Source organism: Paenibacillus sp. FSL H3-0302 (assembly GCF_037982245.1).
Classification (GTDB): domain Bacteria; phylum Bacillota; class Bacilli; order Paenibacillales; family Paenibacillaceae; genus Paenibacillus_AQ; species Paenibacillus_AQ odorifer.
In genome coordinates this window covers 5,235,290-5,259,186 of record NZ_CP150284.1, presented here as the reverse complement: position 1 = coordinate 5,259,186, position 23,897 = coordinate 5,235,290, and the positions used below count along the sequence as shown (strand labels likewise).

The window sequence follows — 23,897 nt, the reverse complement described above, 5'->3', positions numbered from 1 at the left end:
ACCGTGCACTTCTTGGAGGAGGAACAAATAATGGTCAAATGGAAAATTGCTCTGCAGCTGCAATATTACCGCATGCTGTTTCTACTAGGGCTGAAGAGTCAGGAAATCTATTATATTGGCGGGAGTGAGGCACTTCCTCCACCGCTGACACGGGAAGAAGAAGAATATCTGCTTCAGCGGCTGTCTAGCGGCGATGCAGCTGTTCGTGCGATGTTGATTGAGCGCAATCTTCGCTTGGTAGTATATATCGCTCGTAAATTTGAGAATACCGGCATCAATATCGAGGATCTGGTTTCGATTGGCGCTATTGGCTTAATTAAGGCTGTGAACACTTTTGATCCTGAGAAAAAAATAAAACTGGCTACTTATGCATCCCGCTGCATAGAGAATGAAATCTTGATGTATCTGCGGCGGAACAGCAAGACACGGAGTGAGGTTTCTTTTGATGAGCCGCTTAATATTGATTGGGATGGCAATGAATTATTGCTTTCTGACGTATTAGGAACGGAAAATGATACCATTTATCGGAACATAGAAGAACAGGTTGATCGCAAGCTGCTGCAAAAGGCACTGGAAAAGCTGAGTGATCGGGAAAGACTCATTATGGAGCTGAGATTTGGCCTGCGCGGAGGCGAAGAAAAGACACAAAAAGATGTGGCTGATCTGCTTGGCATCTCCCAATCTTATATTTCGCGGCTGGAGAAAAGAATTATCAAGCGGCTGCGCAAGGAGTTTAACAAGATGGTGTAAGGTGAAATTAGCAAGGAATAAAATGGCGAGCCCGGGAGATAATGTACAGTAATGTTTCTCCTTGGGAGGTAAATCATCATGACCCGTAATAAAGTCGAGATTTGCGGTGTGGATACTGCTAAGCTGCCTGTTCTAACGAATGTGGAAATGCGGCAACTGTTCACTTCGCTGCAGCAGCAGGGCGAGCGATCCGCCAGAGAGAAATTGGTAAACGGTAATCTTAGACTTGTTCTAAGCGTTATCCAGAGGTTCAATAATAGGGGAGAATTTGTTGACGATTTGTTCCAGGTGGGCTGCATCGGTCTGATGAAAGCCATCGATAATTTCGATTTATCACAAAACGTTAAATTCTCCACATATGCAGTTCCGATGATTATCGGTGAGATTCGGCGTTACCTGCGTGATAACAACCCGATTCGGGTATCACGTTCTCTCAGAGATATCGCCTACAAGGCGCTCCAGGTACGTGATAGTCTGACCAATCAGAACTCACGGGAACCGACGATATTCGAAATATCAGAAGCGCTGGGTGTGCCGAAGGAAGATGTTGTTTTTGCTCTTGATGCCATTCAGGATCCAGTGTCCTTATTCGAGCCGATCTATCATGACGGCGGCGATCCTATTTATGTAATGGACCAGATTAGCGACGATAAGAATAAGGATGTGTCGTGGATCGAAGAAATTGCATTACGTGAAGCGATGCGTAAATTAGGACAAAGGGAGAAACGAATTTTATCCATGCGGTTTTTCGAAGGGAAAACACAGATGGAGGTCGCAGATGAGATTGGCATTTCACAGGCACAGGTCTCACGTCTGGAGAAATCTGCGATTCAGCAAATGCAAAAACACGTGAAATCTTAGAGCAGTAGCCATGAGGAGATATTCCAGAATCCGGGTTAAGGATTTTGGGCTGTCTCCTCTTTTTAATGCATGTTGACAAGCTTCCGGATCATATATTGGACTATAGGTCGGATTGTACAGGGGTGGTGAGATGAACGAGGATTATCAAGGGTCTGCCAAAAAAATGAAAATCTCTGATTTTCAGACGAAGGATGTTATCAACATTGTAGATGGCAAGCGGTTGGGGCAGATTAGTGATCTGGAGCTTGATTTGCGCCGTGGTGTCATTGATGCCATCGTTATACCCGGATACACTCGGTTTATGGGATTGTTCGGAGGCGGGACAGATCTGATTATTCCATGGCGGAATATAGTCAAGATCGGGTCCGATGTTGTGCTCGTGAAGATTGAAGAGTCGCGGATGTCTCCGGGACAGGAAGAGCGTGAAACGATGTATCTGGAACGGGGAGATCGCAGCGAACGGCGCACTTATTAATTAGGTGCGTTTTTTGTTTTTTTATTTAAGAATTTAGGCGATCAGGCTTAACCGTCACTTTGTACGGGTATTTACATGTGGTACACTAAGGCGGAGGTGAGGAAATGGAACCGTTTGTGCAGGGGAAAGAAATGCTTATGCTGCTCCATCTGGAGCCTTGGCGAGTGGAGCATAACGAAATTACAGCGGGGTTTACTGGTAGACAGGGAGGGGCTAGCAAGGCGCCCTATGACAGCCTGAATTGTGCGTTTCACGTTGGGGATGCTCCTGAAGATGTCCTGAGCAATCGGAGAGCGCTTGCCGAAGCTCTTGATTTCAAGCCGGAAGCATGGACCTGTGGAGAACAAACTCATGGGGCAGAGATAGCTGTAGTAAGGGAAGTGGACCGTGGGCGGGGACAACAGGACAGAGCATCGGCATTTCAAGCTAAGGATGGTCTGCTGACGGATGTGCCTGGGGTTTTGTTGACTTCTTTTTATGCGGATTGTGTGCCCCTTTATTTTTATGATCCCGTGCGTAGAGTCGTCGGTCTTGCACATGCAGGCTGGAAAGGAACGGTGGCTCAGATTGCCGCAGCCATGGTGAGTAAGCTGCAAACGGTATACGGCAGCCATCCACATGATATTGTGGCAGCGATCGGTCCATCCATTGGCGACTGCTGTTATGAGGTGGATGATTATGTGATGGAGCATGTTCGGCAGCTGGAGGGCAGCTTGAATGAGGGGATAGAAACTTTCGATGCTGTGGAGCTTTACAGAGCCTCAGAGACTGATCAGAGTAAATACTTGCTAAACTTGAAAGAAATGAATCGACGCATTATGATAAAAGCAGGAATATTGCCGACTCATATCGAATGTACAACATGGTGTACAAGCTGTAATCGTGATTTGTTTTTTTCTTATCGCAAAGAAAACGGTATTACAGGCAGAATGACGAGCTGGATCGGAATAAAGGAGAGTTGAAAGTTGTCTTTAACACTGCAGGAGAGAATTGCTGAGGTAGAGGAACGTGTAGCACGTGCCTGCGCGGCAAGCGGCCGGGATCGTAATGACGTCAAGGTAATTGCAGTGACGAAATATGTTTCTCTGGAAATGGTATCCTCCGTATTGGAGGCAGGCCTAGAGCATGTTGCTGAGAGTCGCTGGCAGGATGCTGAACACAAATGGAAGGTTTTAGGGGACAAAGGGACATGGCATTTTATCGGGCATTTGCAAACCAATAAGGTTAAAGACGTTATTGGCAAATTTCAATATATACACTCTTTGGACCGGATGTCTCTGGCGCAAGAATTGCACAAAAAGGCGCTTGCCGCTGATCAGGAAGTGAATGTGTTTCTTCAAGTGAATATCTCTGGCGAAGATACGAAGTTTGGTCTGTCACCTGAGGCAGTACCTGGATTTTTACGTGAAATCGCTAGTTTGGACCGCGTTAAGGTAATTGGACTTATGACGATGGCACCTTTAGAAGGTGATCCGGAGCTTACCCGTCCTGTATTTCGCGGACTTCGTGAGCTGCGCGATGAGCTTAATCAACTTGCTTTGACACCTGAGCCGATTACGGAGCTGTCCATGGGAATGTCGAATGATTTTGAAGTGGCGATACAGGAAGGAGCCACCTGGGTACGCCTGGGTACGGTGTTAGTAGGCCATTAGGAGGGATCGTGATGAGCGTTATGAACCGATTTATGAGTTTTTTGGGCTTGCAGGAGGAAGAGGAAGTTGTGGAGCGGGAGCAAATCCACGAAGAGGATGAGTATGAGCCGGCCCCTGTAGAAACCCGCAAAAATCAGAGGGGCAACGTTGTCAGTATCCATTCGCAAAAAAATGTCAAGGTTGTATTATATGAACCACGTTCATATGATGAGGCACAGGAGATTGCTGATCATCTCCGTTCGCATCGGACGGTAGTAATTAACCTGCAGCGTGTTCGCAATGATCAAGCAATGCGAATTATTGATTTTCTCAGCGGAACTGTTTATGCCCTTGGGGGAGGAATCTCTAAAATTGGGGGCAATATATTTATGTGCACTCCAGATACTGTTGAAATTCAAGGCTCCATTACAGAAATCCTAGGTGACGATCAAGACTATAACAGAATGAGGTGAATGGGCTTTGCTTCAAATTGATTACATTATCGATATTTTGTTTAACATTTATTTTTACATGATTATTTTCTATGTGCTAATGTCCTGGTTACCCAACGTTCGTGATAACTTCATTGGAGAACTGCTAAGCAAACTCGTAGAGCCGTATTTAACACCTTTCAGACGGTTTATTCCACCGCTCTTCGGTACACTTGATATCTCTCCAATTATTGCATTACTTGTCTTGGAATTCGCTGCAGGCGGACTTAAATCTATCCTGCATTTGATTTTTTAGGCAATTGTGATGAAGAACGAAGTTTACGGGCATTTTCATCCCGATGAACGTCAATTTGTGGACAAGGCCTTCGAATGGGTTACCAACGCTGGAGAATATCATGAGACTAAATTAACTGAATTTCTCGATCCCCGCCAAGGTTTTATTCTGCAAACTTTAGTTAACCGCCATCCTGATGTGATTGTTAAATGGGAAGGTGGACATGCTGAGGCAGAGCGGAAGCGAGCGCTTGTCGCTCCTGATTATCGTGACCTGGATCAGGAAGACATGGAGCTGAAGGTGCTTGCAATAACCTCAGGGGAGCAGAAGTTTCTGGCTCTGGAGCATGGGGACTACATGGGTTCTATTCTGGGGCTGGGCGTTAAACGAGGCAAAATCGGTGATATTCATGTTCTGGACGATGGTTGTCATGTTGTAGTCGCTGCTGATATTGCAGATTATTTAGCTATGAATTTAACTGGAGTGCACCGGATACAGGTAAGTACGGAAGTATTACCCCTTTCCGCCTTGCGTAATAGTGAGGTTAAGCTGGAATTGATGGATTTGACTGTAGCATCCCTGCGATTGGATGGCATTGCCGCAGATGTAACACGGCTTAGCCGAAGCAAAATTCTTGCTCCCATCAAGGCTGGACGTGTTCGGGTAAACTGGAAAGTGGAGGAAGACCCATCCTGCGGTCTTAAGGATGGTGACATGGTATCTATTCAAGGCTTTGGTCGCTTCAAGGTTCTAGAGGTCGGCAGTTTGACGAAAAAGGGCCGATACCGTGTTCAGATTGGTAAATTTGTGTGAATCCCTTGCAGGAATACGGTCTTACTTGTCGAAATTGATTATTTCGAGGGAATCAAACATTTTTTAAGCTGGACGCCGATACTTTTAAGAAGAGGCGGACCATGAATGGCAGGCGGAACACAGGAACACCTTCTGCCTTTACTTGAAGTACAGTCTTTCTTCTTTGTCTGCCGCTTAGTTGCGATTTAGAGATAAAGAAGGTCCGAAATTTCTAGGAGGTGCACAGCATGCCATTAACACCGCTCGATATACATAACAAGGAGTTTTCTCGGAGACTTCGCGGTTATGATGAGGACGAGGTCAACGAATTTCTGGATCAAGTGATCAAGGATTACGAAAGCGTCATCCGTGAGAACAAGGAACTGCAGAATCAGCTTTTGTCTATTCAAGAGCGTCTGGATCATTTTGTGAATATTGAAGAAAGTTTATCGAAGACGATCTTAGTCGCTCAGGAAGCGGCGGATGATGTGAAGAACAACTCCAAGAAGGAATCCCAGCTCATTATCAAGGAAGCGGAGAAAAACGCCGATCGTATTATTAACGAAGCGTTATCCAAATCCCGTAAGGTTGCTATTGAGACTGAAGAATTGCGCAAGCAAGCTTCGATCTATCGCACTCGTTTCCGGACATTAGTGGAAGCTCAGCTGGAGCTGTTATCACAGGATGACTGGAATGCCTTAGAGAGTCGTGAGGCGAGCGAGAATGTAGCTTTCAAGGATGATGTTCTTCATCGCATCTAAAGGTTTCAGACGATAATTGGCTAAATAGAGGGAGCTATTCCCTCTATTTTTATTTTTCGATAAAATAGACCATAATAAAGTGAACTCCATGCGCTAGTACGCTCATAATAGCTAGATTGGGCGAATGGTTGTTGACATTTAGATTCAAAAAGTCTATAAATAGAACATATCTGTATAATGTTTATATGTATTCGATGACGGGACAAGTACGACAAGGTAACGTTCTCCAGAGAGTCGGCGATTGCTGCGAGCCGATTGTTCGAACCCTGCCGGAAGATCTTCCCCTAGAAGTTAAGCTGAAGCGTTGATCGTGCGTAAGCCTAACCGTCTGCCGGACGTTACACCGGACCTGTGCACAAAATTTACGCGCAGGACTGAGATTGTGCTGAATACACTCCCCTTAAGGATGTGCTCATGCGCAGAATTAGGGTGGTATCGCGAGCGTCGTCTCGCCCCTTTGGGGGTGGGATGACGCTTATTTTGTTGTTCCGGGGCGGCCATCCCCCTAAATCCCCCTTTCTAAGGGGGACCCCAAGGGCTGCTGCCCTCTGGACACCCGCAAAGTAAAGCCTCGTGCAAACTAGGTACGGTGGTGGAAACGAACGGATTCATGTGGCTGAAGGAGCGGCCCTTCTTAGGCTCCCCTGGCGGGTTCGCCTGCGGGGCCTTTACGGCAAGAGCGGTGAGCGACCAGCTGCGCAAGGTCGCCCATTGGCGCCCCGAGCAATTGCTGCCCTACGGGATTGCGGCTCGGGAGCCAGGGCAAGAGCGGTGAGCGACCAGCTGCGCAAGGTCGCGTATGGCGCCCCGAGCGATTGCTGCCCTGCGGGATCGCAGCTCGGGTGCCCGGGCAAGAGCGGTGAGCGACCAGCTGCGCAAGGTCGCCCATTGGCGCCCCGAGCGATTGCTGCCCTGCGGGAACGCGGCTCGGGAGCCCGGACAAGAGCGGTGAGCGCCCAGCTGCGCAAGGTCGCGTATGGCGCCCCGAGCGATTGCTGCCCTGCGGGATCGCAGCTCGGGAGCCCGGGCAAGAGCGGTGAGCGACCAGCTGCGCAAGGTCGCGTATGGCGCCCCGAGCGATTGCTGCCCTGCGGGATCGCGGCTCGGGAGCCAGGGCAAGAGCTGTGCGACCAGCTGCGCAAGGTCGCGTATGGCGCCCCGAGCGATTGCTGCCCTGCGGGATCGCGGCTCGGGAGCCAGGGCAAGAGCGGTGAGCGACCAGCTGCGCAAGGTCGCGTATGGCGCCCCGAGCAATTGCTGCCCTGCGGGATCGCGGCTCGGGTGCCCGGGCAAGAGCGGTGAGCGACCAGCTGCGCAAGGTCGCGAAAATGGCGCCCCGAGCGATTGCTGCCCTGCGGGAACGAGGCTCGGGAGCCCGGGCAAGAGCGGTGAGCGACCAGCTGCGCAAGGTCGCGTATGGCGCCCCGAGCGATTGCTGCCCTGCGGGATCGCGGCTCGGGAGCCCGGGCAAGAGCGGTGAGCGACCAGCTGCGCAAGGTCGCCCATTGGCCCCCCGAGCAATTGCTGCCCTAACGGGATCGCGGCTCGGGAGCCCGGGCAAGAGCGGTGAGCGACCAGCTGCGCAAGGTCGCGTATGGCGCCCCGAGCGATTGCTGCCCTGCGGGAACGAGGCTCGGGAGCCCGGGCAAGAGCGGTGAGCGACCAGCTGCGCAAGGTCGCGTATGGCGCCCCGAGCGATTGTTGCCCTGCGGGATCGCAGCTCGGGTGCCCGGGCAAGAGCGGTGAGCGACCAGCTGCGCAAGGTCGCCCAAAGATCGAAAAGAGCTTTATAGACTAATCCATGAAAGGATTGACCATCACATGCAAAAAGTAGATGTCAGAGAAAAGGCGCGGGCAAGAGATGTCCGCATATTAAAGAAATGGAGCGACGAAAATACGTTCCGCAAGTCCATGGAGAACCGTGAGGGACGTCCAAATTATGTATTCTATGAAGGTCCGCCTACAGCAAACGGTGCGCCGCATATCGGACACGTGCTGGGACGGGTAATCAAGGATTTCATCGGTCGTTACCAGACGATGAAAGGTTACCGCGTGGTACGTAAAGCAGGCTGGGATACACACGGTCTGCCAGTAGAACTAGGCGTACAAAAGAAGCTTGGCATCTCCGGCAAACAAGAGATCGAGGAATATGGCGTAGAAAAATTCATCCAGGAATGTAAAGACAGCGTCTTCGGTTATGAGAAGCAATGGCGTGAATTTACAGAAGCAATCGGATACTGGACGGATTTAGATAATCCTTATGTAACCTTGGATAACACCTATATCGAAAGTGTATGGAACATCTTGGCTACAGTGCATGAGAACGGGTTGCTTTACCGCGGACACCGTGTTAGCCCGTATTGCCCGAGCTGCCAGACTACACTAAGCTCACATGAAGTTGCTCAAGGCTACAAAACCGTTAAGGATCTCAGTGCGACCGCGAAGTTCAAGCTGGATGACAGCGGAGACTACGTATTGGCTTGGACGACAACACCTTGGACCTTGCCAGCCCATATGGCGCTAGCTATGAACCCGGACATGGATTATGTACGTGTGCAACAAGAAGATGGTGTGTACATCGTTGCTAAAAACTTGGTCGAAGAAGTAATGAAAGGTGAGCACACAGTCCTTTCTACACATAAAGGTTCCGAGTTTATCGGTAAAACTTACGCACCTCCATTCGGATATATTAAGGCAGAGAAAAGCAATGTTATCGTAGGCGCTTCTTTCGTTACAGATTCCAGTGGTACAGGGATCGTACACATGGCACCAGCACATGGTGAAGATGACTACAAGACTTGCCGTGAGAATGGCATCAGCTTCGTAAATGTGGTTGATAATTCCGGTAAGTATACGGATGTAGTCTCTGATTTTGCGGGACGTTTTGTTAAGGATTGCGATCTGGATATCATTAAGGTTTTGTCTGAAAAAGGATTGCTTTACGGTAAAGAGAAATACGAGCACAGCTATCCGTTCTGCTGGCGTTGTGATACCCCACTTTTGTATTACGCAACAGACAGCTGGTTCATCAACACTACAGCGATCAAAGATCAGCTGATTGCTAACAACAACAGTGTAACTTGGTACCCTGAGCATGTACGAGAAGGCCGTTTCGGGAAGTTCTTGGATGAACTGGTTGACTGGAATATCAGCCGTAACCGTTATTGGGGTACACCCCTCAATGTCTGGGTATGTCAAGAAACGGGCAAAGAGTTTGCTCCACACAGCATTGAAGAGCTAAGAGCGATGGCGATTGGTGATGTTCCGGAAGATATCGAACTGCATAAACCTTTCGTGGATAAGATCAAGCTGCGCAGTCCGTTTAGCGAAGGTGCAGAGATGGTTCGTACATCGGAAGTGATCGACGTATGGTTCGATAGTGGCTCGATGCCTTTTGCACAAAGCCATTATCCGTTTGAGAACGAGGATAAGCTGGATGATCAGTACCCGGCAGATATGATCTGTGAAGGGATCGACCAGACCCGTGGATGGTTCTACAGCTTGCTTGCAGTATCCACCTTGTTCAAGGGTAAAGCTCCATATAAAGCAGTTATTGCTCACGGTCATATCCTCGATGAGAATGGTCAAAAAATGTCTAAATCCAAGGGCAATGTTATTGATCCTTGGGAAATCATGAACGATTACGGCACGGATGCATTCCGTTGGGCTATTTTGTCCGACAGTGCACCGTGGAATAATAAACGTTTCTCGCGTGGTCTTGTAGGTGAGACGAAATCTAAAGTAGTGGATACGCTGGTAAATACACATGCCTTCTTGACGCTGTATGCGGGCATTGATGGTTACGATCCAGCCGACCATCCTTTTAAAGTATCAAAACATAAGCTGGACCGCTGGATTCTGTCCCGTCTGAACAGCTTGATTCTTTTGGTGGATAAAGGGCTTGCGGTAAATGACTTCGTGAATACGTCTAGAGCTATTGAGAACTTTGTGGATGAGCTGAGTAACTGGTATATCCGTCGTTCCCGTGACCGTTTCTGGGGGAGTGGCCTAGGTGAAGATAAACTGGATGCTTACCGTACGTTGACTCATGTGCTTTTGGCGACAGCAACTTTGATGGCTCCATTTACACCGATGTTGTCCGAAGATATCTTCACGAACCTTGGCGGCGGAGAAAGTGTGCATTTGGCAGACTACCCGGTTGCTGACGAGAACTTGATCGATAAAGAGCTGGAAGAGGATATGGAAAGTGCAAGACAGATCGTTGAGTTGGCGCGTAACGTACGTAACGAAACAGGCATTAAGAATCGTCAACCGCTGTCCGAGCTGATCGTTTCGATGAACCGTGACTTCCATTTGGCTGAGTATGAAGAGATCATCAAAGATGAGATCAACATCAAGAACATCGTGCTGGAGAACAGTGACAGCGGATTTGTTGATTTCACACTCAAGCTGAATCTTAAGGTAGCCGGTAAAAAATACGGTAAAAATGTAGGCTTCCTGCAAGGCTTCCTGAAAAGCCTCGACAGTGATTCTACCCGCAATGCGGTACAGGACGGTAAAATTGCAATTGCGACACCTGAAGGTGAAGAGCTTGTAATCACTTCTGAAGAGCTGCTTGTTGAAAAACAAGCCAAAGCAGGTTTCGCCGCAGCTTCCGGATATGGAGTTACGGTTGCGCTCAATACCGAAATCACGCCTGAGCTTGAACAAGAAGGCTGGGTTCGTGAGATCATTCGCGCGGTTCAAGATTACCGTAAACGTCTGGATCTGCCGATCGAGAAACGGATCGCACTCACTTTGAAGTTAGACGATGAGCTAAAAGCAGCTGTTACAGCATTTGACAATGTATTGCGAGACAATGTTCTTGTGACTACGGTTGATTTTGATGGAGAACATGCTTTTGAGACGGTAGAAGTCGGTGACAAATCCATCGGTATCCATATCGAAGCATAATTCTGCATTACCTGTCCCAAAACAGCATATACTAGCGGCATAAGTGTAAACGGAGATCTTCCGTTTATGCGGGAAATATAGTCTTTATATTTCGGCGCAAAACTAACGAGTCCCGAGCTTAAGGAGATGAATTCTCTTTGGCCGGGCTCGTTTACTTTGTAGCGAAGGAAAGACATATGAGAGGAGCCGTAGCTGTGGAGGGAAATAAGAGGAGAATCTCCATTAAGACATCCGGCAATAAGAATAACCCAGACAAGGAAAAGGAGAATAAGGCTTTTCCTGAAGTTAATCCTGAGTATCTAACAGCAGATCCGCGTAATCCCGAGGATATTCCGCTGGAAGAAAAAATGAATACGATGTACCGTTTGACCTTTGAGTGGGCTCATATTTTGGAAAAATCCCGAATTTATCAATATACGGATCTGCTATATTCACCTTGGCGGTTGATTTGGAGAAATATTTTATTTGGAGCAGCTCGGGGAGTTGGGATTGCACTGGGTTTTACTTTTTTTGCGGCAACGATTATTTATATCCTTCAGGGACTAGGCGCGCTCAATCTACCGATCATTGGTGATTATATTGCGGATATTGTGCGGATCGTACAACGTCAGCTAGAGTTCAAATAGCCATCGAAACGTTAAGATTAAAAACAGCGAACCATTCCTCAAAACTGGAACAGTACGCTGTTTAAATGTTTTTGTGTTGAGGACATCTGTGTTTAGTCTTCGTCGAGAGGATCTAGGCTATGGGTTGCCTCGTCACTGTCCAAATAACGCTGGTAGCTCCGTCCAGGCACTACAATTAGATTGTTGCCCGTGATATCAGTGGCGATAAAGTTCTCCCAAGGCTCTACGCAGCCTTCCAGCTCATCGGCTTCAATCTCCATATCATTATAAGAATCAATATTGTTGCCCTCCGCCATGGCGGGAGAATTCGAGGTACCCCAGCTTTCAACAATCTGCCAGGCATCCTCACCGTCAAAACCGTTTTGATCGTCGCGTTCATCCAGACTGGTTCGTCCAAAAGGTGGAGATAACAGCTCCTCTTCCACTGGACGAGTGAAAGGTGCGTTTTGCCGCGGGTTGTGCTCTTTACAATAAAGTGTGGAAGGGATGGCAGATAAACGTTCAAAAGGGATCGGCTCACCACTAGCCTTGCATATCCCATAGGTGCCATTATCCATAGCGGATAAAGCAGCTTCAATATCGTCCAGCTCATGCTCGTCCCGCTCTAACAGTGAAATGTCCATGGAGCGATTATACAAATCGGTGGCTGCATCTCCTGGATGGTTGTCATTCTCGGAAAGTTCTCCGGAGCCATCCCGCATGGATTCATCTAAGCCGTAATGTTCATTATTCTGAAGCCTGTGCTGAATCGTATCCCGATCTTTTTCCAATCGTGCGCGTAGCTCTGAGAGCTGCTGTACTGTCAGGTGCGTCATAATGAGAAAGCTCCTTTCTGTACCTTTTATAAGAATCATTCCGACTTGCCGGATAACACCGGATGGTTCTCTGTTAGGTTGACCGGAGAGCAGGGATTTTAGCGCTGGAAAATAGTCCCCAAGATTGAACTTAGCGGATGTCCCGCAATAGACGATTCTTTAAGGGCTGTGCTACAATATACAAGTCTTTAAACAGTATTCGTACCGCATTTAGCGGGAAAAATAAGAACGGAGTGACAACTTCTGTGGTGTACTATTTGATTGCTCTTATTGTATTTTTGGTGGATCAAGGGACAAAGTATCTCATTGCTACACGTCTGGAGATCGGAGAACAGATTTCTGTTATCGGAGATTTTTTCCTGATTACCTCTCATCGCAATCGCGGGGCTGCTTTTGGGATTCTCGAAGGTCAGCAATGGTTCTTCTTTCTAGTTACGGTTGTAGTGGTTAGTGGTATCGTTTGGTATTTGAACAAGACTAGACACTCGCGGAAGCTGTTATCTGTTGCCCTAGGGCTTGTACTGGGTGGAGCTATCGGTAACTTCCTGGACCGAATAATCAATGGTGAGGTTGTTGATTTCCTTCTGTTCAATTTTGGGAGCTATAGCTTCCCGATTTTTAACGTGGCGGATTCTTGTATTGTCATTGGGGTTGGATTGATTCTTTTGGATTCTTTTCGTGACCTTAAGAATGGCGAAGAAATTACGGAAATAAAAGAAGTAAAAGAAGCAAAGGAAGTAAGAGAAGGGAATGAATGATTTGAATAAAGACGTCAATCACCAAGCGGCATCTACGAGCGAAGAAGAGAGGGACGTCACGGAATGGACCGTTTCGGCAGAGAACGCGCGGGAGCGAATCGATAAATATATTACGGAATCATGGGAAGAAGAAATTTCCCGTTCTCAGGTGCAGCTGTGGATCAGCGGCGGTAACGTTACGGTTAATGGCAAGCCAGTGAAAGCCAACTATAAGTTATCGGAAGGCGACGTGGTTAGCGTTGTTGTCCCTGAAGCAGAAGTAACGGATTTGATCGCGGAGAACATTCCTCTTGAAGTTGTATATGAAGACAGCGATGTCATTGTGATTAATAAACCCCGGGGCATGGTTGTGCACCCAGCTGCGGGACATCCGTCAGGCACCTTAGTAAATGCGCTGATGTATCACTGTAAGGATCTGTCCGGCATTAACGGTGAGATTCGTCCAGGTATTGTCCATCGGATCGATAAGGATACCTCTGGTCTTATCATGGTGGCTAAGAATGATGCCAGTCATGCCTCGCTTGCCGCACAGCTTAAAGAGCATAGTGTTACGCGCCGATATATTGCAGTCGTACACGGCAACTTGTCGCATGATAAGGGCACTGTTGACGCACCGATTGGCAGAGATCCACATGATCGCAAGCTATACACAGTAACCGAAAAGAACAGCAAGAAATCCGTAACCCATTTTACAGTAATGGAACGTTTCGGAGATTGTACACTGCTGGAGCTGCAGCTGGAGACTGGCCGCACGCATCAAATCAGGGTACATATGAAGTTCATTGGCCATCCACTTGTAGGTGATCCGATATATGGACGCAGCAAGGGCACTACGATGAATGGACAAGCGTTGCATGCGGCGGTGCTTGGATTTGTTCATCCTACCACAGGTGAATATAAAGAATTCAGCAGACCTATTCCAGAGGATATGGAAGAAGTGCTGTTCACACTACGCAGCAGATAAGTACAAATGAAGTGATAATTAGTCTATGGTATTGAACACTACTTTACGGCATATTTAAAAACATAAGGATAAAGAAAGGGTAATGCCTTATTCTTTATCCTTATTTTTATAATGAAACGGATATCCGGAAACATACGCCATCCAAGGGACGGCGAAGCCGTTTCTTTTAAAAGTAGAATAGATATTCAGGAGATGAGATGACAGTATGAGTATTGAACAATACCAAGATAGCTTCATTCAGACTAATTTTGCAGACCGCATCGGCGGTGCCAATTATGGCAAAGACACTTCGATTTATAAATTCGAGAAAATCAAACGTGCTAAAGCATCCGCAAAACAGGATTTTCCTAACATTGAACTAATTGATATGGGCGTAGGCGAGCCGGATGAGATGGCTGATGCGGGTATCGTAGCTAAGCTTGCTGAAGAAGCAGCGAAGGAAGAAAACCGCGGATATGCGGACAATGGAATTGCCGAATTCAAGACTGCTGCTGCTGAATATTTGCGGGAAGTTTTCCGGGTGGAAGGAATTGATCCAGACACGGAGGTAGTTCACTCCATCGGATCGAAGCCTGCGCTGGCTATGTTGCCATCTTGTTTCATCAATCCAGGTGATATCACGATTATGACCGTGCCGGGTTATCCAGTCTTGGGTACACATACTAAATATTTGGGTGGACAAGTATTTACAGTGGAGCTGAAGAAGGAGAACAAATTCCTTCCAGATCTGAATGAAATTCCGGAAGACATTGCTCGTAAAGCTAAGCTTCTTTATCTAAACTATCCAAACAATCCAACGGGCGCTAGTGCCACTCCTGAGTTTTTTGCTGAGGTCGTTGCATGGGCGAAAAAATACGATGTAGTGGTTATCCATGACGCACCATATGCTGCCTTGACCTATGACGGTTTGAAGCCACTTAGCTTCCTCTCCGTTCCAGGTGCAAAGGATGTGGGTGTAGAACTGCATTCTCTTTCTAAGTCTTACAATATGACGGGTTGGAGAATTGGTTTTGTGGCTGGTAATCCGCTAGTGGTTAAAGCCTTCAGCGATGTGAAGGATAACAACGATTCCGGCCAATTTATCGCGATTCAAAAAGCAGCGGCTTATGGTCTTGCTCATCCGGAGATTACTGAAGCGATTGCGGATAAATACTCCCGTCGTCACAACCTGCTGGTTGATGCACTGAACAGCCTCGGCTTTAAAGCTGAGAAGCCAAAAGGCTCCTTCTTCCTGTATGTCGCTGCACCTAAGGGAATCAAAGACGGCCGTCGCTTTGAATCCGGTGAAGATTTCTCCCAATTCCTCATTCGTGAGAAGCTGATCTCCACTGTGCCTTGGGACGATGCAGGTCCGTTTGTTCGTTTCTCCGTTACCTTTATTGCTAAAGGTGAAGAGGAAGAGAGACGTGTCATCTCTGAAATTCAAAGACGTCTTAGTGATGTGGAATTTGAGTTTTAAGCATTGTTATTGAATTAATGAGGCTGTCCCAAAAGTAGTGAATTCTACTTGGGGGCAGCTTCTTTTTTATGGAATAGGAAATGTTGTAGATGTTACTGTGCCCTATGACTATATGCCACGTGTTGTGTATTACTGCTATGTTTGATTTTCGTACAGCTTGCAGTAGATGATTTGTGGTAGCTGTGACGGTGGAATTTGTGCAGTGAACTTGTGTGGCGGGCTTGTGTGGTGAGCGATATGCGTTCTGTGTTTGTGCGAAGTAAAGAGTGGATTTTAAACTAATTAGGGAAAAACTCCCTGAAATTAGCCGATATTCGCTCTAAATGTACGAAATCAGGGAAAAACTCCCTAATAACAAGTCCGATGAACAGAAATCACTGAATTTCAGGGAGAAATTCCTTAATTACTATATAAGTACCTCACCGATTGCATCATTTTCAGCATTACTAGGTGCGCCTTTTGAATCATTTGGACATTAAGTAGTGTTAAGAACATAAACGAGGCTGTCCAAAAAGCCATGAAACGGCAACTTGGGACCAGCCTCGTTTTTTATGCAGATATACTGAGTACCGCCTCCCCCTTGTTGTTAATAGAAGTAAGGAAGAGAAGTGCAAAAGTTTAGGCAGAGAAAGTTGACATGAGGGGGTTGTTCTGTCATAATTCTTGTTAAATGAATAGCGCCTTTAATTCAGTCCTGTGAGGCTGGCAAGGTAACGTGAATCGAGGTTCGCGACTCTTAGAAAGGTATCCGTGTGTAAATACGGAACTGTCTTTTTATGCGCGCGGCCGTCATCTTCCTCATCTGCGGATTTCACTCCTTGCCTGTTATAGGCAAGGAGTTTTTTGATTTCCGGGAACTTGAATAGGCGAACAAGCTGGAGGGTGACAAGATTATGGTTACTGAGAAAAATGTCATTATGGATGAAACGGCGATCCGCCGGGCCTTATCGCGTATTGCTCATGAGATTTTGGAGAAGAACAAAGGTATCGAGAATTGTCTGCTGGTCGGCATTCGGACACGAGGTGTGTATCTGGCACAACGTATCGCTGAGCGCATCAAGGAGATTGAAGGCGTCGAGATTCCATACGGTGAGCTGGATATCACACATTACCGGGATGACCGTGAAGTGGAAGGCAGTGAAGCAGTAGTGAAGAGCAACGTCGTTATTACTTCAGGAAGTGCTGGCATTCATGATCAGAAAGTCATTTTGTTCGATGATGTACTTTACACCGGACGCACCATCCGCGCGGCGATGGACGCTTTGATGGATTGCGGACGCCCACGAATGATTCAACTGGCAGTACTGGCTGACCGCGGACACCGCGAGCTGCCGATCCGGCCGGACTACATCGGTAAGAATGTACCTACCTCAAAGCACGAGCAGATTGAAGTGGCGCTGAAGGAATACGACGGCAAAGATGAGGTCTACATTATTTCAAACCGGGAGGAACGATAACATCATGACACTTACCAAGGTAAAGGAACGTAGTCTGCTGGGAATCAAAGAGCTTGACCGGTCGGAAATTATCCAACTGCTTGACAGAACAGCATTTTGGGACAATCAAAGTGAAAAGCTAACGCCCATCTTGAACTCCCATTTTATTTCTAACATGTTTTTTGAGAACAGCACACGCACACGCTTCTCTTTCGAGATGGCAGAGAAACGACTAGGTGCGCAAGTACTTAATTTTACGGCTGCAGCTTCTAGTGTAGAAAAAGGGGAGTCGATCTACGATACAGTGCGCACACTGGAATCGATGGGGATCGATGCCGGAGTTGTGCGTTTGAAGCCTGCAGGTGTGCTGCAGCAGTTAGCTGAGAAGGTGTCCATACCGCTTATCAATGCGGGCGACGGCAACAATGAACATCCTACGCAGGCGCTGCTTGATTTATACACCATGACCAAAACCTTTGGGGAACTAAAGGGCCTGACAGTCTCCATCATTGGGGACATTATGCATAGCCGCGTAGCGCGCTCTAATCTCTGGGGGCTTACGAAAATGGGAGCCAAGGTGCAGTTCTGCGCACCGGATAATATGAAGGCTCCTGAGCTTATGGAGTATGCGCCTTACGTAACTATGGAAGAAGCTCTTAAAGCGGATGTAGTAATGATGCTTCGAGTACAGCTTGAGCGCCATACTTCCGGCATTAAGCTGTCTGCTGAAGATTACCGTAGCCACTATGGTCTAACAGAAGAGCGGGCAGCTAAGCTGGCCAAAGACACAATCATTATGCATCCAGCTCCGGTTAACCGGAATCTAGAGATTGATGATGCAGTAGTTGAGTGCAGTCAATCGCGGATTTTCCCGCAAATGTCTAATGGCGTACCGGTCCGGATGGCGGTTCTCGAAAGAGCTTTACTATAAGCTTACAGAATGCTAACGTATAGAGACTAATAAATATACACAAATATGAATTTTTATTATATAATAACGAGAGGGCCCGCAGCTGTGATCTGAGGGTAAAGGTAGAATCATGACAGTGATTATTAGAAACGCCAGCGTATTGAATAAGGAAGGCTTGCTTGAGCGCAAACACATCGAACTTCAGGAGGGTGTGATCTCGGCTATAATCGACGGAAATGAAGCTATCGGAGAAGCCACGGAGATCATTGATGCTGAAGGTAAGCTGCTCATTCCGGGACTCATTGATATGCATGTGCACTTGCGTGAACCGGGATTTGAACACAAGGAAACAGTGGAAACCGGAAGTCGCTCAGCTGCTAAAGGCGGATTTACAACCATTGCATGTATGCCAAATACTCGTCCGGTGACAGATAGCCCGGAGATCGTGCAATTTGTGAAAGACAAGGCGCGTGAAGCAGGACTAGTTAAAGTGCTTCCTTATGCAGCCATTACGAAAAATGAGCTCGGACGTGAGTTGACGGATTTTGCAGCGCTCAAAGAAGCTGGAGCTATTGGTTATACAGACGACGGTGTGGGCGTACAAAGTGCTCAAATGATGAAAGATGCAATGAACATCGCAGCATCGCTCGATATGCCAGTCATTGCCCACTGCGAAGATAATTCACTGGTTGAAGGCTGCTGTGTAGCTGAAGGTGAGTTCGCTAAGAAGCATGGCCTCAAAGGAATTCCGAATGAGTCAGAAGCGATCCATGTTGGACGCGATATTTTGCTGGCAGAAGCGACAGGCGTTCATTACCATGTATGCCATGTCAGTACTGAACAGTCGGTGCGGCTGATTCGCCAAGCAAAAGAGATCGGCATTAAAGTAACTGCTGAGGTATGTCCGCATCACTTGCTTCTTGCTGAAGACGATATTCCAGGCCTGGATGCCAATTGGAAAATGAACCCGCCGCTGCGCTCCCGCCGCGATGTTGAAGCGTGTATCGAAGGGTTGCTTGATGGCACACTAGATATGATTGTTACAGATCATGCGCCACATAGTGAAGAAGAGAAGGCGAAAGGAATGCAGCTGGCACCTTTTGGTATCGTTGGATTCGAGACAGCTTTCCCACTCTTATACACATCATTTGTAGAAACAGGAAAATGGGATTTATCCTTACTAGTACAAAGAATGACTGCCGATCCTGCACGGGTATTCAGATTGAACACCGGGGTTATGGAGATCGGAGCTCCTGCAGATTTGACACTGATCGATCTGGAGCAGGAAAAAGAAGTAGACCCAAGTTCCTTCGCAAGCAAAGGACGTAACACTCCTTTTGGCGGCTGGAAGCTTAAGGGTTGGCCAGTAAAAACTTGGGTGGACGGCAAAGCCGTATGGACTGAGAAAAACTAGCGGACTGGTGAGGCGAAATTGCTGATCTTTACAGATCAGCAATTTGAGCGCGTACACTCCGGAAGGCATGCAAGGCATACGTATCAGACTACAGAACATGAAGGAGTGGAAGGGAATGCAGGCGAGATTGCTGCTTCAAGACGGAACTTTATTTACAGGTACCGCATTTGGCGCTGAAGGTGAAAAGACAGGCGAGGTTGTTTTTAACACAGGAATTACAGGATATCAAGAGGTGCTGTCTGACCCTTCATATTGCGGACAAATCGTTACCATGACGTACCCATTGATCGGGAACTACGGGATTACGCGGGATGATTTCGAATCTGTTCGACCTTTCGTACACGGTTTTGTAGTGCGTCGTCATGAAGAAGTTCCAAGTAACTGGCGCGCAGAATACAGTGTGGACGACCTGCTGAAAGAATATGATATTCCTGGAATCAGCGAGATTGATACCCGGATGTTGACGCGGATTATTCGCCACTACGGAACAATGAAGGCGATCCTGACTACCTCTAACAAACGTGTAGAGGAATTGATGGAAATGATGGGCGACACCTCAATTGAAGAATTGCGCAATCAGGTAGCTCGCACATCTACTCCAAGCATGTACAATAGCCCAGGAACTAAAGAACGCATCGTGCTTGTAGATTACGGTGCGAAGGCTGGTATCTTGCGCGAGTTGAACAATCGCGGTTGTGACGTTGTAGTTGTACCTCATGACGTAACCGCTGATGAGATTCGTCGCCTCAATCCAGATGGTATCCAGCTGTCCAACGGCCCTGGGGACCCGAAAGACGTCCCACACGCAGTGAAGACGATCTCGGAATTGCTTGGTGAATACCCAATCTTCGGCATCTGCTTAGGTCACCAGCTGTTTGCACTGGCTTGTGGCGCGGATACAGAGAAGCTGAAATTCGGGCACCGTGGCGGTAACCATCCGGTTAAAGAATTGGAGAGCGGACGTTGCTTCATTACTTCTCAGAACCATGGCTACACAGTGAATGAAGATTCTGTGAAGAGCACGGATCTAGAAGTTACTCACATTAATAATAATGATAAGACCGTTGAAGGACTTAAACATACCCGTTACCCTGCATTTTCAGTACAGTACCATCCAGAAGCAGCACCGGGACCTCATGACAGCAGCTATTTATTCGATCGTTTCTTACAGATGATCGCTGATCATAAAGCTAACACACCTGTAAGCTCGCGCCAGGCGCAGCTTGCGGCAAACGCCAGAATCACGGCGCCAAAACCTACAGTAAAACAGCTTGAAGCCGTGAAAGGAGCTCTATAACATGCCTAAGAATGAAAAGCTTAAAAAAATATTAGTAATTGGTTCTGGACCGATTGTTATCGGGCAAGCCGCAGAATTTGACTACGCCGGAACTCAGGCCTGTCAGGCCCTGAAAGAAGAAGGCGTGGAAGTTGTACTGATCAACAGTAACCCAGCGACTATCATGACTGACACCAATATGGCTGATAAAGTTTATATCGAACCGATTACCCTTGAATTCGTAACTGGCATCATCCGCCAGGAGCGCCCGGATGGCTTGTTGCCAACTTTGGGAGGACAGACAGGTCTTAATATGGCTGTAGAATTGGCTCGTGCAGGAGTACTAGAACAAGAGAATGTTAAGCTTCTAGGTACCCAGCTTGAATCCATTGAAAAAGCAGAGGATCGCGATTTGTTCCGCGATTTGATGCGCGAATTGGAACAGCCTGTACCAGAGAGCACTATTATTACCACAGTAGATGAAGCGATGAAATTCGCTGAGGAAATTGGTTTCCCGCTGATTGTACGCCCAGCCTATACGCTTGGCGGCACCGGCGGCGGGATCTGCGACAACGAAGAAGAGCTGCTTGAGACTGTCAAAGCAGGTATTCGTTATAGTCCAATTGGACAATGTTTGGTGGAGAAAAGTATTGCCGGCATGAAGGAAGTTGAATACGAGGTTATGCGTGATGCGAATGACAACTGTATCGTTGTCTGCAACATGGAGAACTTTGACCCGGTAGGTGTGCATACGGGTGACAGTATCGTTGTGGCACCTAGCCAAACTTTATCCGACCGTGAATATCAAATGCTGCGCAGCGCTTCACTCAAAATCATTCGTGCGCTGAATATCGAGGGTGGCTGCAACGTGCAGTTCGCACTGGATCCGCAAAGCTATCAATATTATGTAATCGAAGTAAATCCACGTGTCAGCCGCTCTTCGGCTTTGGCTTCGAAAGCAACTGGTTATCCGATTGCCAAAATGGCTGCCAAAATCGCACTTGGTTACACACTCGATGAAATCGTCAATCCAGTTACTGGACAGACCTATGCTTGCTTCGAGCCTACACTTGACTATATCGTAAGCAAAATCCCACGCTGGCCGTTCGACAAGTTCATTCATGCGAACCGTAAGCTGGGCACACAAATGAAAGCAACTGGAGAAGTTATGGCCATCGGTCGTACCTTTGAAGAGTCCATTCATAAAGCAATTCGTTCCCTGGAAATCGGTGTACACCGTTTCCGTCTGCCGGGCGCTGAGGATCTGGAAGAAAGCGTCCTGCGTGAACGTCTGGCAAAACCTGATGATGAGCGGTTGTTCTTGATCGCTGAAGCTTTCCGCCGCGGATTTGGCTTGCAAGAGATTCAAGACATTACTAACGTAGACTGGTGGTTCCTGTCCAAAATCGAGGGACTGATCAACTTTGAAGAGGTCATCCGTGGGGATGAAAGCTTATCAGAAGAAACCTTGTATCAAGCTAAACGCAGAGGTTTTACAGACCGTGCGATTGCTGAGATACGTGCAGAAGGACAAGCGAACGGTAAATACACCAAAGAAGCTGATGTACGCGCGCTTCGTTTAGAGCGAGGATTAACGCCTGTATTCAAAATGGTAGATACCTGTGCAGCTGAGTTCGAAGCTTCTACACCTTACTACTACTCTACTTATGAGACTGAAAATGAGGTCATTCATTCCGATAAACAAAAGGTTATCGTGCTTGGATCGGGTCCAATCCGGATCGGCCAAGGGATTGAGTTCGATTACTCCACTGTGCATGCAGTGTGGGCGATTCAGAAGGCAGGTTATGAAGCAGTTATTATCAATAATAACCCTGAGACTGTATCTACGGATTTTAATACTTCGGACCGGTTGTATTTCGAACCGTTATTCTTTGAAGATGTAATGAACGTAATTGCGCAAGAGAATCCGATTGGGGTTATCGTACAGTTCGGAGGCCAAACAGCCATTAACCTTGCTGCACCACTAAGTGCGGCTGGCGTTAAGATTCTCGGAACTAGCCTAGACAGTATTGACGAAGCTGAAGACCGGAAGAAATTCGAAGCTTTGTTGGCTCGTCTGGATATTGCCCAACCAAAAGGGAAGACGGTTATCAACGTAGATCAAGCAGTAGAAACTGCACAATCGCTTGGATATCCGGTGCTGGTACGTCCTTCCTATGTACTTGGTGGACGCGCAATGGAAATTGTATATAATGATGCGGAATTGCTTAGCTACATGGTAGAAGCGGTTAAGGTAAATCCGGAGCATCCGGTATTGATTGACCGTTACATGTTAGGTAAAGAGGTTGAGGTAGACGCAATTTGTGACGGTGAGACGGTAGTTATTCCAGGGATCATGGAGCATGTTGAGCGTGCAGGCGTTCACTCCGGTGACTCCATCGCTGTATATCCTCCGCAATATCTGGATGAAGGTCTGAAAGCAAAAATTGCTGAGATCACAATCAAGATTGCTAAGGAATTGAAAACGATTGGTCTGGTCAACATCCAGTTCGTTATCTATCAGAATGAAGTGTACGTAATTGAAGTAAATCCACGTTCATCGCGTACGGTTCCATTCTTGAGTAAAGTAACTGGAATTCCAATGGCGCATCTGGCAACCAAAATCATTCTCGGCGGCAAGCTGAAAGATGACGGTTATACAGAAGGTCTATGGCCGGAAAGTGATTATGTATCGGTTAAAGTGCCGGTGTTCTCTTTTGCCAAGCTGCGTAGAGTAGAACCAACGCTCGGACCTGAAATGAAATCGACGGGTGAAGTTATGGGCCGCGATAAATTGTATGCAAAAGCTTTGTATAAAGGTCTAATCGGAGCAGGAATGAAAATTCCAGCAACCGGCGCTATCATCGTTACAGTGGCAGATAAAGATAAAGCAGAAGCTGTAGAGCTTATGAAAGGCTTCCACTCGCTGGGTTACAAGATCATTGCTACCGGAGGCACCGCTCAAGCGCTTGAAGAAGCAGGTCTCAACGTAATGAACGTAAACAAGCTGGATGAAGGTGCGCCGAACATTCTCGACTTGATTCGTGGTGGGCAAGCCAACTTCGTCTTTAATACACTGACTAAAGGGAAAACACCAGAGCGTGATGGATTCCGTATCCGTCGTGAAGCGGTTGAGAATGGCGTCGTATGTATGACATCACTTGATACAGTAACGGCACTGCTCAGAATGCTGCAGACGATCAACTTCTCGTCACAGTCCATGCCTGCTTTTGTCGGACAATTAAACTAATCTCATAAAGATGTATAGGGCGGTTTGCGTTTACGCAGACCGTTCCGCTATGCCTAGGGGCTAATAAATGAAGAGTGTG

20 protein-coding genes and 1 other annotated feature are annotated in these 23,897 nt (G+C 47.3%); of the genes, 19 read left to right on the top strand and 1 reads right to left on the bottom strand.

The genetic code is table 11. The features are described from left to right. The first annotated feature begins 27 nt into the window (after positions 1-27). The 11 genes from sigE to MHH50_RS23460 all read left to right on the top strand — a co-directional run bounded on the left by sigE (position 28) and on the right by MHH50_RS23460 (position 11,536). On the top strand, positions 28-750 hold the full coding sequence (gene sigE, locus MHH50_RS23510; protein ID WP_036683937.1) for an RNA polymerase sporulation sigma factor SigE: 723 nt from the start codon (positions 28-30) through the stop codon (positions 748-750). A gap of 78 nt (positions 751-828) precedes the next feature. Beyond that, complete coding sequence (gene sigG / locus MHH50_RS23505; RefSeq protein WP_036683631.1) at positions 829-1,611, top strand: RNA polymerase sporulation sigma factor SigG; 783 nt, start codon at positions 829-831, stop codon at positions 1,609-1,611. 130 nt (positions 1,612-1,741) lie between these two features. Then, on the top strand, positions 1,742-2,086 hold the full coding sequence (locus tag MHH50_RS23500; protein WP_036683628.1) for a YlmC/YmxH family sporulation protein: 345 nt from the start codon (positions 1,742-1,744) through the stop codon (positions 2,084-2,086). 104 nt (positions 2,087-2,190) lie between these two features. Next, positions 2,191-3,048 carry a peptidoglycan editing factor PgeF gene (pgeF, locus tag MHH50_RS23495; RefSeq protein ID WP_340033514.1) on the top strand — a complete coding sequence of 286 codons (858 nt, stop codon included), beginning with the start codon at positions 2,191-2,193 and terminating at the stop codon, positions 3,046-3,048. A 3-nt stretch (positions 3,049-3,051) separates the two neighbouring features. Next, a complete protein-coding gene (locus MHH50_RS23490; protein ID WP_036683622.1) occupies positions 3,052-3,738 on the top strand; it encodes a YggS family pyridoxal phosphate-dependent enzyme in 687 nt (228 codons plus the stop codon). An 11-nt stretch (positions 3,739-3,749) separates the two neighbouring features. Beyond that, on the top strand, positions 3,750-4,190 hold the full coding sequence (gene sepF / locus MHH50_RS23485; protein ID WP_036683619.1) for a cell division protein SepF: 441 nt from the start codon (positions 3,750-3,752) through the stop codon (positions 4,188-4,190). A gap of 7 nt (positions 4,191-4,197) precedes the next feature. Beyond that, the gene (locus MHH50_RS23480; protein ID WP_036683616.1) at positions 4,198-4,464 is read left to right on the top strand and encodes a YggT family protein; all 267 of its coding nucleotides are present in this window, start codon (positions 4,198-4,200) and stop codon (positions 4,462-4,464) included. Positions 4,465-4,473: 9 nt separating this feature from the next. Then, positions 4,474-5,256: a YlmH/Sll1252 family protein gene (locus MHH50_RS23475; RefSeq protein ID WP_036683613.1), complete on the top strand. Its 783-nt coding sequence runs from the start codon at positions 4,474-4,476 to the stop codon at positions 5,254-5,256. Positions 5,257-5,483: 227 nt separating this feature from the next. Then, a complete protein-coding gene (locus tag MHH50_RS23470; RefSeq protein WP_051491297.1) occupies positions 5,484-5,996 on the top strand; it encodes a DivIVA domain-containing protein in 513 nt (170 codons plus the stop codon). Between the two features lie 185 nt (positions 5,997-6,181). Continuing rightward, positions 6,182-6,456, top strand: a binding site (T-box leader). 1,361 nt (positions 6,457-7,817) lie between these two features. Next, entirely contained in the window at positions 7,818-10,910 is a 3,093-nt protein-coding gene (gene ileS, locus MHH50_RS23465; RefSeq protein WP_340033513.1) for an isoleucine--tRNA ligase, read from the top strand. Between the two features lie 329 nt (positions 10,911-11,239). Beyond that, positions 11,240-11,536, top strand: coding sequence for a DUF5665 domain-containing protein (locus MHH50_RS23460; RefSeq protein ID WP_051491300.1), 297 nt, complete (start codon positions 11,240-11,242; stop codon positions 11,534-11,536). 92 nt (positions 11,537-11,628) lie between these two features. Here the strand turns inward: MHH50_RS23460 and MHH50_RS23455 are convergent, their stop codons facing one another. Further along, positions 11,629-12,351, bottom strand: coding sequence for a TraR/DksA C4-type zinc finger protein (locus tag MHH50_RS23455; protein WP_076098553.1), 723 nt, complete (start codon positions 12,349-12,351; stop codon positions 11,629-11,631). Between the two features lie 245 nt (positions 12,352-12,596). Here MHH50_RS23455 and lspA point away from each other — a divergent pair, with 245 nt between their 5' ends. The 8 genes from lspA (at position 12,597) to carB (ending at position 23,818) form a co-directional block, all read left to right on the top strand. After that, positions 12,597-13,109, top strand: a complete 513-nt coding sequence (gene lspA, locus MHH50_RS23450) for a signal peptidase II (protein WP_036683603.1) — start codon at positions 12,597-12,599, stop codon at positions 13,107-13,109. Further along, complete coding sequence (locus MHH50_RS23445) at positions 13,102-14,073, top strand: RluA family pseudouridine synthase (protein WP_076192046.1); 972 nt, start codon at positions 13,102-13,104, stop codon at positions 14,071-14,073. Before lspA ends, MHH50_RS23445 begins: the two co-directional genes overlap by 8 nt. A 205-nt stretch (positions 14,074-14,278) precedes the next feature. Then, a complete protein-coding gene (locus MHH50_RS23440) occupies positions 14,279-15,532 on the top strand; it encodes an LL-diaminopimelate aminotransferase (RefSeq protein ID WP_076098555.1) in 1,254 nt (417 codons plus the stop codon). Positions 15,533-16,425: 893 nt separating this feature from the next. Further along, the gene (gene pyrR, locus MHH50_RS23435) at positions 16,426-16,989 is read left to right on the top strand and encodes a bifunctional pyr operon transcriptional regulator/uracil phosphoribosyltransferase PyrR (protein WP_036683379.1); all 564 of its coding nucleotides are present in this window, start codon (positions 16,426-16,428) and stop codon (positions 16,987-16,989) included. A gap of 4 nt (positions 16,990-16,993) precedes the next feature. After that, the gene (locus MHH50_RS23430; RefSeq protein ID WP_036683376.1) at positions 16,994-17,899 is read left to right on the top strand and encodes an aspartate carbamoyltransferase catalytic subunit; all 906 of its coding nucleotides are present in this window, start codon (positions 16,994-16,996) and stop codon (positions 17,897-17,899) included. 109 nt (positions 17,900-18,008) lie between these two features. Beyond that, the gene (locus tag MHH50_RS23425; RefSeq protein WP_076276759.1) at positions 18,009-19,292 is read left to right on the top strand and encodes a dihydroorotase; all 1,284 of its coding nucleotides are present in this window, start codon (positions 18,009-18,011) and stop codon (positions 19,290-19,292) included. Positions 19,293-19,407: 115 nt separating this feature from the next. Continuing rightward, on the top strand, positions 19,408-20,589 hold the full coding sequence (gene carA / locus MHH50_RS23420; RefSeq protein ID WP_051491286.1) for a glutamine-hydrolyzing carbamoyl-phosphate synthase small subunit: 1,182 nt from the start codon (positions 19,408-19,410) through the stop codon (positions 20,587-20,589). A gap of 1 nt (position 20,590) precedes the next feature. Beyond that, positions 20,591-23,818 (top strand): carbamoyl-phosphate synthase large subunit, encoded by a 3,228-nt coding sequence (carB, locus tag MHH50_RS23415; RefSeq protein WP_076185242.1) that lies wholly within the window; start codon positions 20,591-20,593, stop codon positions 23,816-23,818. Positions 23,819-23,897 lie beyond the last annotated feature (79 nt).